We start from the raw sequence: 15,356 nt of genomic DNA, 5'->3' as shown, positions 1-15,356 counted from the left end.
TCTTTACTTCTTTACAAACTTATTTACTATTTCTTCTAAATAAAGTTCCATCTTTTTCTCACCTTTATCTAGCTTAGCATTTACACAAGATTTACAACACGTTCCTGCATCACTTAGCTCCCCTATTTCTTCAATACTTGAAGCATTTCTATCTTTTATTACATGTATAATTTCACCCAATGTTACATGTTTACAAGTACAAACTTCATATGAATGTTGAAACTTTCTAGCCATTTACTCTTTTTTCCTTTATCTCATTTAATATATCTTTACAATATATTTTCTTCTTCATTTTACCATTATCACCCTCTTTAAAAATACAATGACGACAATCAGTACCAGCAGTTGTTAAATCTTGTATATCTCTTAAAGTTGGGTTTTCTTTATCTTTTAACGCTACAACAATTTGATTGATTGTAACTCTCTTACAATTACATACTTCATATGAATCATCAAAACCTAACATTAGAGTCCTCTATGTTTTTTGATTAGCTCATAAGCTTCATTTATCTCTTGAAGTTTTTTTGTTGCTTCATCAATTATATTTTGAGATTCACCACGACCTGACATGATATCTGGATGATATTGCTTCACTAATTTTCTATAGTTTTTCTTTAAAACACCATCATCATCACTATTTTTTGATTCTAAAACTTCATATGCTTTTTCTAAAGATAAAGCTTTTGAAGTAGCTTGATTAGTGTAAAATGATTCAAAAGTACTTATCATATTTTCAAAATCATGAGTTTTGATTTTTAAAGCTTTTGCAATATCTTCAGTTATCATTCTTTCTGTATTAGAAAAATCTTTATCGATAAAAGCAAGGTTTAGTAAATACTCCATAATTTTAACACGTTTAGCATAATCAAATTTTGTAAGACTGTATAATCTTTGACAAATTTCTAGCGTATTATCAAAACTTTCTTTCTCTTTTTTATATAAGACCTTTAAATTTTCTCTTACTTCTTCATTATTTTCAAAATGGCTTGAAATATCATTGAAAGTATGTTTTAAAAGCTCAGCTTCTAATTCACAAACTTTTCCATCAGCTTTTGCAACTTTTGCCATTAGAGCAATTAATAATCCAGCTTCGTGGTTCATTAAATCACCATCAAAATTCTCTTTAATATTTAAATTTATATTTTGAAACTTTTCTGTTTTGTAATTTTTTGCAATTAAATATAATATAAAACCAACAATTAGTAATACTATAAACTTCATTATCTTCCTTAATCTTTTAAACTTGTTTTTATTTTTAATTATTTTATCAAAAAGTAGGTAAAACAATGAATAATCATAGTTTATTAAGATAAAAAATATTCTGTTTATTTGAAAAAAGTTATTGTTATTACGCTAAAATAACTCTTTATAAGGATATATATGACAAATGCTGATTTATTAAGTTCTACACTTTATCTTATTGTTGTTACTACTATATTAGTTACTATTTCAAAAAGATTAGGACTAGGAAGTATTTTAGGTTTATTAATTGCAGGAGTTATAGTTGGCCCTTATTCAGTAGGTCCAATTCTGACAAAAGAAGTAGAGTCAGTAAGACACATAGCTGAGTTTGGTGTAGTTTTACTATTATTTGTAATTGGTTTAGAAATGCAGCCTAAAAAACTTTGGAATATGAGAAAGGAGGTATTTGGATTAGGTAGTGCCCAAATTCTGTTTTCTGGTTTCTTTATATTTGCATATGCTATTTTTTACGCAAGTTCTTTAGAAGTTGCAATTTTAATTGGTTTAACTTTTGCCTTATCTTCAACAGCATTTGTAATGCAAATTTTGCAAGAAAAAGGTGAACTTTATTCACCAATGGGAAAAAGTAGTTTTTCAATTCTTTTAATGCAAGATTTAGCCGTTGTTCCTTTATTAGCCTTAGTTCCAATACTTGCAGAAACAGGAAACTTAACTGATGGTCATGCTATGTGGCAGCAAATTTTGATTGCAATTAGTTTGATTCTAATCTTATTAGCTTTTGGTAAATATGTTATTCCTGGACTTCTTGATTATTTAGCAGCAAATCAAAATAAAGAGGCATTCTTTTTTTCTGTAATTTTATCAGTAGTTTTTGCAGCATGGGCAATGGAATATGCAGGTTTATCAATGGCTTTAGGTGCATTTATTATGGGAATGGTTCTATCAAATTCAAAATATCACTATCAAATCCAAGCAAATGTAGAGCCATATAAAGGTCTTCTAATGACTCTGTTTTTTATTGCTGTGGGAATGTCAATTGATTTAAATGCAATGATGAAAGATCCTTTAATTTTAATTCAGCATCTAGTAGTAATTATGGGAATAAAAATTTTAGTACTTTTTCTAATCATGCTATTTATGGGATATACTCGTTCAACTGCAATTTCAGTATCATTCCTACTAGCACAAAGTGGAGAGTTTGGTTTTGTTCTATTTGGTGCAGCAAAAGCATTAGGTGTTATAAGTGATGAAATGTTTGTAGCAGCTGTTACTATAATATCTTTTAGTATGTTAGTTACTCCGCTTTTAGTAAAAGTTAGTGAGAAATTAAGCATTAGATTTGATAATACTCCAATAGAAATAAAATCTGCTTATGTTCCCCAAGAAGAGTGGAATGGTGTTTTTATAGCGGGTTATGGCCGAGGTGGAAGGCTTATAGCTTCAATGTTAAGTCATGCAAATATTCCTTTTATAGCTTTTGATATTGATACAAAAAGAATAGAACTAGGTCAAAAAGAAGGACGAGCTGTTTATTATGGTGAATTAAGTGATCTTGAATTTTTATCGCATATAGGTCTTTCAAGAGCAAATGCTGTTATTGTAACTATTAATAATCATCATGCATCAGCTAAGATTGTTTCTCATATTAGAAATATCTCTCCAGGATTAAAAATATTTGCTCGATCAAAAAATATGAAAACTAGAGATTCCTTATTAACGCATGGAGCGTCTTGGGTAATGCCTGAAGCTTCAGAAGGAAGTTTAAGATTAGCAGAAGAGACATTATTAGGTGTAGGTATGTTAAAAGAAGATGTTAATGATCTTTTAACTTTTTTTAGAAAAGATGATTATGAAACTATTCGTAAGCATTATAAAGGTATTGATACTGACGATTAATTATATGTAAAAAATAGTTTACTATACAACTGTATATTAAATAATCAAAAAACTTGATAAGTTCTTAACAATCTTGTTATACTAAGAGAAAGATAATAAGGATTAACATGGGATTATTTGATATAGGAATAAGAAAAGAGCTTACATTAGAAAAAAGTAAAGAAGAAGTTTTAGATTCTTTAAGAGAAAAGCTATCAATCACATCTGAACAGATACCTATTATTGAAAATGAAACTTTAATTCTAGATAATTTTAAAACTTCAATATTAAATTATAGTTTATCTATAAAACTTGATAAAACTAATAAGAGTTTTAAATTTATTATTGATGGAGAATTACAACAATTATACGTACTTATTTTAGTTGCCTTAATAATTCTAAGTATTCTTGTAACGTACGGTATTGGTGTTATTCTTATAGTTGGTTTTGCTTATTTACAAAAGCATTATGCTTCTAAATTCTTAGACTCATTATTAGAAGATATTACTTAAATATTATTCTCCTTTCATTTAATCTTTCCAAAAGGTTGTATATGCAATAGTTGCATATACAATTAAAGGATTAATATGAAAACTCAATTAAAAGATTCTATTGGATTTAAAGTAAATATAACTGCAAATTTATTCAATAATATATTTAATCAACAACTACAAACATACGATATTGCAATAGAACAAAGAGCTACTTTAGAAATTATTCAAGTAGAAAAAAATATCACTCAAACAAAAATCGCCCAAATACTAGGAAAAGATAAAACAACAATAAGTAGAACTCTTAAAACTTTAGAAAAAAAAGGTCTTATAAAAAAAGAAGCTTTAGATAAAAGAACATTTCTAATAAAATTAACAGAACAAGGATATGAAGTTTTAGAGAAAAGTTCACAAACAGTTCAGGCTTTTAGAGAAAAAATTGCTTCTAAATTTACACAAGATGAAATAAATGAATTATTTAAATCCTTAGATAAAGTTACTTTAGCTTTAAGTGAAGAATAATGAAAAAACCAATAAACCATGTATATTTAATCATTTTACTTTCAGTACTTTCATCAGTTGCACCAATGGGTATTGATACATATATTCCTTCAATTCCTGATATTGCAGCTGCCTTTCATGTTGGAATCGAAAAAATCGAACTAACATTATCAATTTTTTTAATTGGATTTTCAATTGGTCAAGTTTTTGGAGGACCAATTTCAGATAGATATGGAAGAAGAATCGGTTCAATCCTTGGACTTTTAGGATATTCATTCTTTAGTTTTCTAATTATTTTTACTACAAATATTTATGAATTATGGATATATAGATTTTTTGAAGCTTTCTTTGGAGGAATTGTAGTTGTAAATGCAGCTGCTTGCGTTAGAGATAGATTCAAAGGAGCCCAAGCTGCAAAAGTTTTTTCACTAATTGGTACAATTAGAAGTTTAGCTCCCCTACTTGCTCCTGCAATTGGTGCTTTTATTATACATTTCTTTGCATGGCAAGCTATATTTGTTTTCCTAACTATCTATTCACTTTTAGTGGCTTTATGGGTTTATAAAGATTTAGAAGAAAGTTATACATATACAAAACAAAACGTTCTTGAATCTTTTAAAATCGTATTAACACATAAAAAAGCAATGAAAGCAATGCTTACCCTTGCACTTGGATTTTCTGGTTTTTTCATATTTATTTCAAAGTCATCGTTTATTTTTATTGAGCATTTTGGAATATCAACAGATATGTTTCCTCTTTTCTTTGGCTTTAATTTTATAATTTTAATTGGAATGATTAGAATTAATGTTTTATTATTAAAAAACAATTCACAACTGTTTTTAATTAAATTTGCAATTATTATTCAAATTATTGCAGCAATTTTAATGATTTTAAATTATAAAGGAGAATCAATACTTTTAACAATGATATTAATGGCTAGTTACATGAGTATGATGGCTTTTATTTTTGGAAATTGTATGGCTTTAGCTTTAGAGCATTTTTCTAAAAATGCAGGAGTTGCATCTAGTGTTATTGGTGTTTTACAATTTGGTTTGGGTGCAATTATTTCATCAGTTGCTCTTTCTTTTCATAGCCAAACTTTTTTACCAATTGCAATTAGTGTTACTTTAATTTCTATTACATCATTTTTGATTATTAGAACTTATAAATAAGGATTTAATATGTTTAAATATTTAATTAGTTTTTCAATGTTTTCAATTACTTTGTTTGCAAATGAAAACCAAATACCAGATTTAACATCTACCTGGGTTGGCTTTGCAACTTTAATTATTTTTATAATTGGCTACTATTTTGTAGCTAATGAAGAAAAATATCATATGGATAAAGCCATCCCTGCACTTTTTATTGGTATTTTCTCATTTTTATTAATTGCAGTTTATTACTATTTCAATGGTCTTGATATTCATTTAGTTCATGATGAATCAGAAAAAGTGATTTTAGAAATTGCTGAAATATTTTTCTTTTTATTTGTAGCAATGACATATATCGAATGCTTATTACATATGCATGTTTTTGATGCTTTAAAATATAAATTAATTTCAAGAGGATATACATATAAAAAACTTTTTTGGTTAACAGGATTAATTGCATTTTTCCTTTCACCTATTGCAGATAACTTAACAACTGCACTAATTTTATCAACTGTTTTAATTACTATAGAAAAAGAAAATAAAGAATTTTTAGTTCCAAGTGCCATTAATATAGTAGTTGCTGCAAATGCAGGAGGTGCTTGGTCACCATTTGGAGACATTACAACTTTAATGGCTTGGACTGCAGGAAAAGGTTCATTTTCAGATTTTATATTTTTATTTCCAGCTTCTATAATTGGGTATTTCATTACAGCATTTTTATTATCAAGATTTGTTCCAACATCTAAACCTGTTTTTGATTCATCAAAAGAAGAAAAACCACAAATGGCAATAGGTGCAAAAGTTGTAATATTTTTAGGTTTTATTACATTATTATCTGCTGTAATTTCTCACCAAATATTAGACTTTCCTGCAATGTGGGGAATGATGTTTGGATTAACATTATTAAAAATTTATTCGCACCTATTATCAATAAAATATGGAAGTGACCATCTAAATATTTTCAGAGCAATGTCAAAAATTGAAAATAATACACTTATGTTTTTCTTTGGTATTTTAGCAGCTGTTGGTGCATTATATTTTATTGGTTGGCTTACTTTATTATCATCTGTTTATAATCCAAATGTTTTAGGCCCTACTTTATCAAATATAGGCGTTGGTTTTTTATCAGCAATTGTAGATAATGTTCCAGTTATGAGTGCTGTTTTAAAAGCAAATCCTGATATGAATACATCGCAATGGATGCTAGTTACTTTAACAGCAGGAATTGGTGGTTCATTAATTTCTTTTGGAAGTGCAGCAGGAGTTGGAGTAATGGGGAAATTAAAAGGTATATATACTTTTAGTGCTCATATGAAATTTGCTTGGACAATATTAATTGGGTATTTTGTTTCAATTGGAATATGGTATTTTCAGTTTATTGTTTTAAATATTAATTAGTAGATTTTAAAGAGTAATTATAACTAAGCAGCTACGCAGATTATGCGTAGCCAGATAGTGAACCTATATTTGTATTTTGTAAGTATATGTTAATATCACTATTATTGTTTTGATTATTAATTGCTTTTAATAAACCATCAAAACTTTTTGTATCAATTGCTGTGTCTTCACTTTCACTTCCAGCTTTTAACATATCCATTAAAATACCTAAGTTGTCTAATGCTTTTTGTTGCTCTGATGTAACAGTTGTACTATCTTCTGAACTTGAACTATAAGCTTCTTGAAGTTCTTCTAAAGAAACAACTCCATCTTCATTTGTATCAAGTTCGTCAAATACTTCTTCAACTTCAGATGATGACATAGCACCACCTCCACCACCAGGCGCTGCACCACCTTGTGGACCAACACCTGCAAGAGTACCTACTTCTTGAGCATCAAAACCTGCTTCTTCCATGGCACTAGCAAGCTCTTCAGATGCTTCGATTCCAGCATCTTTTAAAGCTGCAACAATAGCTTGTGCATCACTTTGTGTTAAATTATCAGCATCATAATCAGCTAAAACAGAAGAAATGATTTCTTCTGGTGAAGAAGAATTACTTTCACTTCCTGATGGTGCTTCAAAACCAAAAGATGCAAGTATAGATTGAAAATCTTCTGGTGAAGGCATTTCCCCAGAAAATTCAGACATTGCCGTATCAATAGCAGTAGTTAATTCAGATTGACTTACTAATCCATTTGAATCAGAATCATATGACGAAAAGATATTATCACTAACACCTAATTCTTCTATACTTAAAGAAGAATCATCATCAGAATCTTTTTTTGATATCATTTGACTTGAAATAGAAGTAGAAGTTGGTTGAACAAAGTTTGCCATTATTCCTAAGTTTGTTGTATCTATCATTTTATGTCCTTTTATAAAAAAATTGTATCATCTCAAAGTAAACATAAAGTAAACATTTATAAATTATTGATATTAATTAATATTTTTGTTCAAATTAGGTAAAATCTCAATCTTAAATATAAACTGGAGTTATACAATGTTTGGAATGGGCTTTATGGAAATCTTTTTAATTGCAATAGTTGCAATTATTGCACTTGGACCTGACAAGTTACCTACTGCGATGGTAGAAGTAGCTAAGTTTTTAAAAAAATTCAAATCTGGTGTTGAAGATGCAAAATCTACATTAGATAATGAGCTAAATATTACAGAATTAAAAGATGAAGCTAATAAATTCAAAGCTCAAATACAAGATACAAAAATGTCTATGACTAGTAGTTCAAAAGTTGACCTAGGCCTTGATGATATTATGAAAGATGATTTAAACTCTGAAAAAGTAGAAAAACCTAAAACAGAAAAAGTATCTATGAAAAAAGAGAAGAAAAAGAAATCTCAAAAAATAGAAAAACCTGTAGAAACTCAAAAAGATACAAAAGCTGAAGAAAACCCAGCAAATAAATTTAAAGTAAATTTTGATGACAAAAAGAAAGAGGAAAAAGCTTAATGTTTGATGATTTAAAACCACATATTGCAGACTTACGAAAAAGACTAATGATATCAGGATTATCACTTTTAGTGATGTTCTTTGCTTGTTTCTTTTTTTATGAACCAATCTTAACATGGATGATGGTTCCAGTTGAAGCAGTACTACCACCTAATTCACAAATGGTTGCCGTTGAAATTCAAGAGACATTCTTTACAGCTTTAAAAGTTGCATTTTTCTCTGGATTCATACTATCACTACCTGTTATTTTTTGGCAATTATGGTTGTTTTTAGCACCTGGATTATACGATCATGAGAAAAAGTTAGTATTTCCATTTGTATTCTTTGCAACACTGATGTTTTTAATGGGTTCTTCTTTTGCATACTATGTAGTTGTACCTTATGGTTTTGAATTCCTAGTAAACTTTGGTTCTGCTGTTGTTACAATCTTACCAAGTATTGGTAAATATGTAGGATTCTTTACAAAACTATTATTTGGTTTTGGAGTTGCTTTTGAATTACCTGTAATTACATTTTTCCTTGCAAAAATTGGTTTAGTTGATGATAGAATGCTAAAAGACTTCTTTAAATATGCAGTCGTTTTAATCTTTATATTAGCATCACTTTTAACTCCACCTGATGTATTAACACAGTTCTTAATGGCTGGTCCTTTAATAATTCTTTATGGAGTATCTATTTATATTGCAAAAGTTTTCAATCCAGCAGCAGTTGATGAAGAAGATGACTTTGAAGACGAAGATGATTATGAAGAAGATGAAATAGAAGAAGAGAGAAAATAAATTTTAATGCTAGACCCTTTAAAAACTTCAAGCTATGATTATTCTTTACCAAAAGAGCTCATAGCTTCAAAACCCGTTCATCCAGCAGACAGTGCAAAGCTTTTAGTTTATAATACAAAAACAAACACAATTACACATAGTACTTTTAAAAACTTAATGGATTTTTTACCTGATGATATATCTGTATTTTTAAATGATACAAAAGTAATTAAAGCCAGAATATTTGGGAAAAAGCCTTCAGGTGGGAAAGTTGAGTTACTTTTAAATAAACCATTATTCATGGATAGATATTTAGTAATGATTAGAGGAAAAGTTCATGTTGGAATTGAACTAGAATTTGATGAGAACTTAAAAGTAAAAGTATTAGAAATAAATGAAGATGGTACAAGAGTAGTAGAATTTTATAAAGATAAAGAAAAACTAGATTTCTTAACACTTGTAGAAACACTAAATAAAATTGGTCATCTTCCACTTCCTCATTATATGAATAGAGAAGACAATGAAGAAGACAATACAAATTATCAAACACTCTTTGCTAAAAACTATGGAGCAGTAGCAGCACCTACTGCATCATTACACTTTACAGAAGATTTATTAGAAAAGATAAACGATAAATTTGATGTAAACTACCTAACACTTCATGTAGGAGCTGGAACTTTTAAACCAGTCGATGCAGATGACATTTTAGATCATCCTATGCATAGTGAATATTTTGAAATTGGACGTGAAGCTAAGCAATCACTTGATAATGCAAAAAAAGTTTTAGCAGTTGGTACAACCGTTACTAGAACAATAGAATATTATGCTAGAAAAAATATGATTAGTGGAGAGTGTGATTTATTTTTGAATCCTGCTAATAAACCTATAAAAGTTGATCATTTACTTACAAATTTCCATCTTCCAAAGTCAACATTAATAATGCTAATAGCATCATTCGTTGGTTTAGAAAAAACACTAGAAATTTATGAAGAAGCTGTAAGAGAAAAATATCGATTTTTCTCTTATGGTGATGGCATGTTAATTATATAAAGAGGATTAAATTATGGCACATTACGTACTATTTGATACAGAAACAACAGGAAATAAAGAAGAAGATAGAGTTATTCAATTTGGAGCAATGATACTTGACCAAACAGGAAAAGTTGAAGCTTATAATGACTTTTGTTCAACTAATATTGATATTAAAGTAGAAGCAATGGAAGTTCATAATATAACTCCTGATTTACTAATTGGAAAACCAGAAGCAACACAAACTACTTTCTATAAAAGATTAGAAGAGTTAAATACAAATGAAAACTATATAATAGCTCATAATATAGCTTTTGATATGGGTATGATTAAAAAAGAAGGTTTCGTAAATCAATATAAACAAATTGATACACTAAGATGTGCAAAACACTTATACCCTGAACTTCCTTACCATAGATTACAATACTTAAGATATGCTCTTGAATTATACAAAACAGAAGAGCAAGAAGCAGCTAAACATAATATTGTGATAAAAGCTCACGATGCAATTGGAGATGTTTTAGTTATGAAACTATTTTTATCAAAATTAGTTGGTAAATGTAGAGAAATTTATCCTGACTATAATCCAATGGAAAAACTAGTTGAACTTACATCAACACCTGTATTTATCAAAACTTTTAAATTTGGTAAACATAAAGGTAAAGATATAGCTGAAGTTGCAAAAGAGGACTCAGGTTATTTAAATTGGATGAGAACAAACATGGACTTAGACGAAGATTTAAAATATACACTTGATAAAGTTTTAGGATCTGATAACAACTATTAGGTAATTATTCATATAAGTTTCATAAAAATTACACTATAATTACAATAAAAGGTAAGATAGTGAATAAATTTACAAGAGTTGGTTTTATACTTACAGCAGCAGGTTCTGCTGTAGGACTTGGTAATATATGGAAATTTCCTTATGTAACTGGTGAGTATGGTGGAGGCGCTTTTGTAATAGTTTATTTATTAGCTATTTTATTTATTGGGTTGGTTGTATTTCTAGCTGAAGCAGTAATAGGACAAAATGCACAAGCAAATGTTGCAACATCTTTTGTTCAAACATCAAAATCTAAAAATGAAAAATGGAAATTTGCTGGAATCATAATATTTTCTGGTTTAATTATTCTTTCTTTTTATTCAGTTGTATTAGGCTGGATTCTAAACTATGTATTCACATCATTCTCAAGCCTTCCAAGTGATGCTAAAACAGCAGGAGAAGCTTTTGAAACATTAATCTCAAAAGATATAGCATTACAGCTTTTTTATCATACTTTAATAGCAGGAAGTGTTATTTTTATAGTACTTAAAGGTATAAAAGATGGTATTGAAAAAGTAAACCTAATACTAATGCCATTATTAGGATTGATTTTATTTGGTCTATTACTATATTCATTTACCCTTGATAGTTTTTCTACAGCTTTAAAATTTATGTTTACACCTGATTTTTCTAAGATTAATGAAGATGCTCTTTTAGCAGCTTTAGGACAAGCATTCTTTACTTTATCACTTGGTGTTGGTACTATTATGACTTACTCAGCTTCTTTAGATAAAAACGCTAACTTTGTAAAATCATCTATAATGGTAGCTATTATTGATACAACAATTGCTATTATTGCAGGACTTATAATTTTTTCTTTTCTATTTGAAGCAGGAGCAAAAAGTGCAGATGGTCCAGGACTTGTATTCATTTCATTACCTGTAATTTTCTCTGGATGGGGAATATTAGGTCAAGTTATTGCAATCTCATTTTTCCTAGCCTTGGTGTTTGCAGGAATTACATCTGCTGTTTCGATGATTGAACCTTCGTTAATGTATTTTGTTGAAAGATTTAATATGACTAGAAAAAAGGCAACCATTCTTTGTGGTGGCGTTTTTTATGGATTAGGAATAATTGCCCTACTTTCTATGTCTACAAAATATGGTGCAGATTTAACATTTTTTGGAAAAAATGCATTCGATTTAATGGACTTTATTACTTCATCTATTATGATGCCAATTGCAGCAATTGTAACTTGTCTGTTCTTAGGATATTTTGTTGATAAACAATTACTTGAAGAAAAGTTCTTAAAACATACATCAAAAAATTTGTTTAATATTTGGTATGTATTAGTTAAATATATTGTGCCATTTGTGATATTGTTATTATTGTTAAATAAATTAGGAATTTTAAAATAGAAGAAAATCAGTAAGTAGAATTATATCTACTTACTGAAGAAGGGTTACAGAATTGTAACGTTTTGAGCTTGAGGACCTTTTTGACCTTCACCAATTTCGAAAGACACTTTTTGTCCTTCTTCAAGAGAAACTCTACCATAACCAGGGTTATTGATTTGTCTGAAGTGAACGAATACGTCATCTCCACCAGTCTCTTGTTGGATGAATCCAAAACCTTTTTCACTATTGAACCATTTTACAGTTCCGTTAACTTGATCTGCCATTGCAAATTTCCTTTTTATGTAAATACACTCTATTTCTAAAGTGGTTGAAAATATAAAGTAAATACTTTTCTATGTTTCAGTTAACACAAGTATAGCAAAAAATCTTAAAAATAACAACAAATCTTAAAATTTTTTGTACACAAGTTTGAGAGATTGGGAGTTTTAGTAATTAAGTACTAAAACTCTCTTAATAACTTTTCGTAATAATTATGATTGTATTTTTCTTGAAACCAAGTAGGTAAAATTTCTACTAAAAAAGGATAATCAATTAACATACTACAAAAAACATCATAAACACAAGATGCATCTTCACTAGCATATCTTATTTGAGTATCTGTTAATTTATTGTTTTCCCAATTTGATCTTGATACTCTTTTTGATTTTTGTAAATTCTCATTTAAAAATAAAAGTACACTTTTCTTAGCACCAATATCATTTGGATATGACATTTTAGCTTTAAATAATGAACCAAAATCAATACAACACTTAGGTCTTATTTTAAACTCTGTATATAAAGCTGATGTATCACCATTTAATCCTATTCCAACTTTTATGATATTTCTATTTGTTAATATGTTTAATAGTGGTTTAATATTTCTTATTAAATGAACTTGAAATAAATAGCAATCTTTATCATCACACATTTGAATAATTGCAATTTTACTAGGTGGAACACCTTTTTCAAAAATAGGCTTTTGTTCTGTGTCAAATCCCAATATTTTTGAATTTTCTAGTTTTACAACTGCATCATTTAAATCTTTTTCAGTTTTAATAATATGAACTTTTTTATTTTTTAATGAATAAGAAGGAAGTGTTTCATCTGTAAATTTATTTATATTGTCAAGTTTTGATATGAAATTGATAAGCTTATAAGTCTTGTCATCTAAAGAGTTTACAACATCACTAAACGCATTTGCAACAGCTTTTTCTAGTTCTTGACCCGTTTTATTTCCACAAATCTTTTTAATTAGATCAATTCTATTTTTATTTATAAAGGACTCAGATATATCTGTTTTCAAAAAAATTCTCCAGGAAATATGTTTTAATTAACGAATAATATCTAAAAGTTCATGAATTATACGTTTTACTCAAGTTTATTTTAAATGCTTTTTCAAAATAATAAACCAATTATTTACATTTTTTATATAATCTTCAATACATAAATCTTTTCTTTCTTGTGTATAATTTAATTCATCTAAAAACTTATTATACTTTTTTGGATAGCTTCCATAGGCATAACACAAAGAATCATAGAACCTTTGTATATCTAAACTATGTTCATCTATAAAGTCATCATTTTCTAATTTATGATTATCGCTATAAAGTTTGAAAATATCTGCAGAACTTAAAAGTATATCATCACCATTTTTAAAAAGTTCTATTAACATCACAGCAGCAAAACTATCTGCAATATTCTCTTCATTCCCAACAATAGGAAGATTATAGATGTCTATGAAGGCATGAGCAAGTTCATGTAATATAGTTTGAATCAATACATCAATACTTGCATTTTCAATGCTAATACCAGTTTTATTATATTGTACTTTTTTAAAAGTGTTAAAAGTATTTGTATAAAAAGAGTATGGAATTAATATTTTATTTGTATGATTTTCATATAAAGGACCATCATTAGAGCCAATTTCAATAAGAACTGTTTTTTCAAGTTTAAACTTATTGTTTAAAGTTGCAATAAAAGTATCAAGAAAAAAAGAATTTTCAAGTTGCTTTTTTATTTTTTCTTCATTAAATGTATTTGCTTTTAAAAATTCTATTTTTATTTTATCTTTTGCACATAAAGTGGTTACTATAAATAGAGAAAAAACTATACTAAAAATTACTTTTTTATAAAACATTTATTGATTTCTTTTTTAAAAAATTAAACATAAAAAAAGGGAGTCAACATCTGTTAAACTCCCTTTATTTAATATCTTAGTTAAATAAAACATTTATTTAACCTATCACTACATAGTGATTTAAATTATTATATTAGTTTGTAACAATACTAAAAATGTGAAACCTTCGTCATTTGCACCTCCGTATTATTTGGTTACCAGTATTATAACATCTTTTTAAATTAAAACTAACTTAAATTTAGCAACATTTATATAAAATAAACTAAATTTTACAAAGGATTACTATGATTTTAAAGAATTTAAAGAATATATTTAAAAAAGAGAAAACTTTTGAGTGTATTATCTGGGATGGAAAAACAATGAAATATCAAGATTTGACAAAAAAACAAATTGATGAAATATCGAATAATCCAGAATATAAAGATTGGACTGTTACATTAAAAGACGAATGTTAAATTAATTAAGATAAAATAATATTATGGAATTATTAGATGCAGATGAAAAAGTATACCTTTTAGAAGAGAATGATTTTAGTTTCCCAAGCTTAGATATGATGAATAATGATTTAGTTGCAATTGGTGGAGACTTTCATCCTCAAAGATTAATCAATGCATATCAAAACGGATTATTTCCTTGGTTTATTGATGAGAACAATTATATACATTGGTATAGTCCAAATAAAAGAATGATTCTTTATCCAGAAGAGTTTAAAGTATCAAAAAGTTTAAATAAAAGTATCAAAAATAAAGGCTTTGTTATAAAATCAAATGAAAATTTTGATGAAATAATAAAAAATTGTGCAAATATAAAAAGAAAACATGAAGATGAAACATGGATTAGTGATGAATTTATACAAGCCTATTCAAAACTTTTTGATTTAGGTTACGTATTTTCAATTGAGTGTTACTTAGATGATGAACTAGTTGGTGGATTATATGGTCTTCTGATAAATAATATTTTCTGTGGTGAAAGTATGTTTTCAAAAGTAAACGATGCATCAAAGGTAGCTTTTTATCATTTATGTAATCAAGCAAAAGCTAATGGAATAAAAATGATTGACTGTCAAGTATACAATGAACATCTAGCGTCATTAGGTGCTAAAGAAATTAATAGAGAAGAGTATTTTAAAATACTAAAGGTTTAAA

Annotated in this window: 19 protein-coding genes; 12 read left to right on the top strand and 7 right to left on the bottom strand. The window is 27.7% G+C overall.

Annotation, left to right across the window (positions count from 1 at the left end; all coding sequences use genetic code 11):
- Positions 1 to 3: 3 nt before the first annotated feature.
- From D3Z07_RS02130 to D3Z07_RS02120, 3 genes are read right to left on the bottom strand one after another with little or no spacing between them, the layout of a single operon-like run.
- The gene (locus tag D3Z07_RS02130; RefSeq protein ID WP_122892953.1) at positions 4 to 234 is read right to left on the bottom strand and encodes a (2Fe-2S)-binding protein; all 231 of its coding nucleotides are present in this window, start codon (positions 232 to 234) and stop codon (positions 4 to 6) included.
- Positions 227 to 466: a (2Fe-2S)-binding protein gene (locus tag D3Z07_RS02125; protein ID WP_076086872.1), complete on the bottom strand. Its 240-nt coding sequence runs from the start codon at positions 464 to 466 to the stop codon at positions 227 to 229. The genes D3Z07_RS02130 and D3Z07_RS02125 overlap by 8 nt, the downstream gene beginning before the upstream one ends.
- Entirely contained in the window at positions 466 to 1,221 is a 756-nt protein-coding gene (locus D3Z07_RS02120) for a TerB family tellurite resistance protein (RefSeq protein ID WP_076086875.1), read from the bottom strand. The genes D3Z07_RS02125 and D3Z07_RS02120 overlap by 1 nt, the downstream gene beginning before the upstream one ends.
- A gap of 159 nt (positions 1,222 to 1,380) precedes the next feature.
- Here D3Z07_RS02120 and D3Z07_RS02115 point away from each other — a divergent pair, with 159 nt between their 5' ends.
- The 5 genes from D3Z07_RS02115 to nhaD all read left to right on the top strand — a co-directional run bounded on the left by D3Z07_RS02115 (position 1,381) and on the right by nhaD (position 6,619).
- Complete coding sequence (locus D3Z07_RS02115) at positions 1,381 to 3,099, top strand: cation:proton antiporter domain-containing protein (protein ID WP_122892952.1); 1,719 nt, start codon at positions 1,381 to 1,383, stop codon at positions 3,097 to 3,099.
- Positions 3,100 to 3,206: 107 nt separating this feature from the next.
- Entirely contained in the window at positions 3,207 to 3,590 is a 384-nt protein-coding gene (locus D3Z07_RS02110; RefSeq protein ID WP_122892951.1) for a hypothetical protein, read from the top strand.
- A gap of 75 nt (positions 3,591 to 3,665) precedes the next feature.
- Positions 3,666 to 4,091, top strand: coding sequence for a MarR family winged helix-turn-helix transcriptional regulator (locus D3Z07_RS02105; protein WP_076086884.1), 426 nt, complete (start codon positions 3,666 to 3,668; stop codon positions 4,089 to 4,091).
- Positions 4,091 to 5,242, top strand: a complete 1,152-nt coding sequence (locus tag D3Z07_RS02100) for a multidrug effflux MFS transporter (RefSeq protein WP_122892950.1) — start codon at positions 4,091 to 4,093, stop codon at positions 5,240 to 5,242. The genes D3Z07_RS02105 and D3Z07_RS02100 overlap by 1 nt, the downstream gene beginning before the upstream one ends.
- A 9-nt stretch (positions 5,243 to 5,251) precedes the next feature.
- The gene (nhaD, locus tag D3Z07_RS02095; RefSeq protein ID WP_122892949.1) at positions 5,252 to 6,619 is read left to right on the top strand and encodes a sodium:proton antiporter NhaD; all 1,368 of its coding nucleotides are present in this window, start codon (positions 5,252 to 5,254) and stop codon (positions 6,617 to 6,619) included.
- Positions 6,620 to 6,659: 40 nt separating this feature from the next.
- On the opposite strand, the gene D3Z07_RS02090 is transcribed toward nhaD, so the two are convergent.
- On the bottom strand, positions 6,660 to 7,523 hold the full coding sequence (locus D3Z07_RS02090; protein ID WP_122892948.1) for an EF-hand domain-containing protein: 864 nt from the start codon (positions 7,521 to 7,523) through the stop codon (positions 6,660 to 6,662).
- A 154-nt stretch (positions 7,524 to 7,677) separates the two neighbouring features.
- Between D3Z07_RS02090 and tatB the strand changes: the two genes are divergently transcribed.
- The 5 genes from tatB to D3Z07_RS02065 are packed head-to-tail and all read left to right on the top strand — an operon-like array spanning position 7,678 to position 12,095.
- Entirely contained in the window at positions 7,678 to 8,124 is a 447-nt protein-coding gene (tatB, locus tag D3Z07_RS02085; protein WP_407641340.1) for a Sec-independent protein translocase protein TatB, read from the top strand.
- Positions 8,124 to 8,903: a twin-arginine translocase subunit TatC gene (gene tatC, locus D3Z07_RS02080; RefSeq protein WP_076086899.1), complete on the top strand. Its 780-nt coding sequence runs from the start codon at positions 8,124 to 8,126 to the stop codon at positions 8,901 to 8,903. Before tatB ends, tatC begins: the two co-directional genes overlap by 1 nt.
- Before the next feature lie 6 nt (positions 8,904 to 8,909).
- The gene (gene queA, locus D3Z07_RS02075; RefSeq protein WP_076086901.1) at positions 8,910 to 9,932 is read left to right on the top strand and encodes a tRNA preQ1(34) S-adenosylmethionine ribosyltransferase-isomerase QueA; all 1,023 of its coding nucleotides are present in this window, start codon (positions 8,910 to 8,912) and stop codon (positions 9,930 to 9,932) included.
- A 13-nt stretch (positions 9,933 to 9,945) separates the two neighbouring features.
- Positions 9,946 to 10,698: a 3'-5' exonuclease gene (locus D3Z07_RS02070; protein ID WP_076086904.1), complete on the top strand. Its 753-nt coding sequence runs from the start codon at positions 9,946 to 9,948 to the stop codon at positions 10,696 to 10,698.
- Positions 10,699 to 10,757: 59 nt separating this feature from the next.
- On the top strand, positions 10,758 to 12,095 hold the full coding sequence (locus tag D3Z07_RS02065; protein ID WP_122892946.1) for a sodium-dependent transporter: 1,338 nt from the start codon (positions 10,758 to 10,760) through the stop codon (positions 12,093 to 12,095).
- Between the two features lie 44 nt (positions 12,096 to 12,139).
- On the opposite strand, the gene D3Z07_RS02060 is transcribed toward D3Z07_RS02065, so the two are convergent.
- The 3 genes from D3Z07_RS02060 to D3Z07_RS02050 form a co-directional block, all read right to left on the bottom strand.
- Positions 12,140 to 12,358: a cold-shock protein gene (locus D3Z07_RS02060; RefSeq protein WP_076086910.1), complete on the bottom strand. Its 219-nt coding sequence runs from the start codon at positions 12,356 to 12,358 to the stop codon at positions 12,140 to 12,142.
- Positions 12,359 to 12,534: 176 nt separating this feature from the next.
- Positions 12,535 to 13,377, bottom strand: a complete 843-nt coding sequence (locus D3Z07_RS02055; protein ID WP_164707184.1) for a 3'-5' exonuclease — start codon at positions 13,375 to 13,377, stop codon at positions 12,535 to 12,537.
- Positions 13,378 to 13,452: 75 nt separating this feature from the next.
- Positions 13,453 to 14,211, bottom strand: a complete 759-nt coding sequence (locus tag D3Z07_RS02050; RefSeq protein ID WP_122892944.1) for a DUF4344 domain-containing metallopeptidase — start codon at positions 14,209 to 14,211, stop codon at positions 13,453 to 13,455.
- 284 nt (positions 14,212 to 14,495) lie between these two features.
- Between D3Z07_RS02050 and D3Z07_RS13820 the strand changes: the two genes are divergently transcribed.
- Complete coding sequence (locus tag D3Z07_RS13820; protein ID WP_164707183.1) at positions 14,496 to 14,666, top strand: hypothetical protein; 171 nt, start codon at positions 14,496 to 14,498, stop codon at positions 14,664 to 14,666.
- A gap of 23 nt (positions 14,667 to 14,689) precedes the next feature.
- Complete coding sequence (gene aat / locus D3Z07_RS02045) at positions 14,690 to 15,355, top strand: leucyl/phenylalanyl-tRNA--protein transferase (protein ID WP_076086919.1); 666 nt, start codon at positions 14,690 to 14,692, stop codon at positions 15,353 to 15,355.
- The last annotated feature ends 1 nt before the right edge of the window (position 15,356 follow it).

It is taken from the genome of Arcobacter peruensis (assembly GCF_003711085.1).
Lineage (GTDB): Bacteria > Campylobacterota > Campylobacteria > Campylobacterales > Arcobacteraceae > Poseidonibacter > Poseidonibacter parvus.
Note: the sequence above shows the minus strand (reverse complement) of the source record. Positions and strands in the feature narration are given on the sequence as shown.

Excerpts from the sequence above, each read along its gene's own strand:
- D3Z07_RS02070 (WP_076086904.1), top strand. The coding sequence starts at position 9,946 with ATGGCACATTACGTACTATTTGATACAGAAACAACAGGAAATAAAGAA.
- queA (WP_076086901.1), top strand. The coding sequence starts at position 8,910 with ATGCTAGACCCTTTAAAAACTTCAAGCTATGATTATTCTTTACCAAAA.
- D3Z07_RS02105 (WP_076086884.1), top strand. The coding sequence starts at position 3,666 with ATGAAAACTCAATTAAAAGATTCTATTGGATTTAAAGTAAATATAACT.
- tatB (WP_407641340.1), top strand. The coding sequence starts at position 7,678 with ATGGAAATCTTTTTAATTGCAATAGTTGCAATTATTGCACTTGGACCT.
- D3Z07_RS02050 (WP_122892944.1), bottom strand. The coding sequence starts at position 14,211 with ATGTTTTATAAAAAAGTAATTTTTAGTATAGTTTTTTCTCTATTTATA.
- D3Z07_RS02130 (WP_122892953.1), bottom strand. The coding sequence starts at position 234 with ATGGCTAGAAAGTTTCAACATTCATATGAAGTTTGTACTTGTAAACAT.
- aat (WP_076086919.1), top strand. The coding sequence starts at position 14,690 with ATGGAATTATTAGATGCAGATGAAAAAGTATACCTTTTAGAAGAGAAT.
- D3Z07_RS13820 (WP_164707183.1), top strand. The coding sequence starts at position 14,496 with ATGATTTTAAAGAATTTAAAGAATATATTTAAAAAAGAGAAAACTTTT.
- D3Z07_RS02090 (WP_122892948.1), bottom strand. The coding sequence starts at position 7,523 with ATGATAGATACAACAAACTTAGGAATAATGGCAAACTTTGTTCAACCA.
- D3Z07_RS02120 (WP_076086875.1), bottom strand. The coding sequence starts at position 1,221 with ATGAAGTTTATAGTATTACTAATTGTTGGTTTTATATTATATTTAATT.
- D3Z07_RS02115 (WP_122892952.1), top strand. The coding sequence starts at position 1,381 with ATGACAAATGCTGATTTATTAAGTTCTACACTTTATCTTATTGTTGTT.
- nhaD (WP_122892949.1), top strand. The coding sequence starts at position 5,252 with ATGTTTAAATATTTAATTAGTTTTTCAATGTTTTCAATTACTTTGTTT.
- D3Z07_RS02060 (WP_076086910.1), bottom strand. The coding sequence starts at position 12,358 with ATGGCAGATCAAGTTAACGGAACTGTAAAATGGTTCAATAGTGAAAAA.
- D3Z07_RS02100 (WP_122892950.1), top strand. The coding sequence starts at position 4,091 with ATGAAAAAACCAATAAACCATGTATATTTAATCATTTTACTTTCAGTA.
- D3Z07_RS02125 (WP_076086872.1), bottom strand. The coding sequence starts at position 466 with ATGTTAGGTTTTGATGATTCATATGAAGTATGTAATTGTAAGAGAGTT.
- D3Z07_RS02110 (WP_122892951.1), top strand. The coding sequence starts at position 3,207 with ATGGGATTATTTGATATAGGAATAAGAAAAGAGCTTACATTAGAAAAA.
- tatC (WP_076086899.1), top strand. The coding sequence starts at position 8,124 with ATGTTTGATGATTTAAAACCACATATTGCAGACTTACGAAAAAGACTA.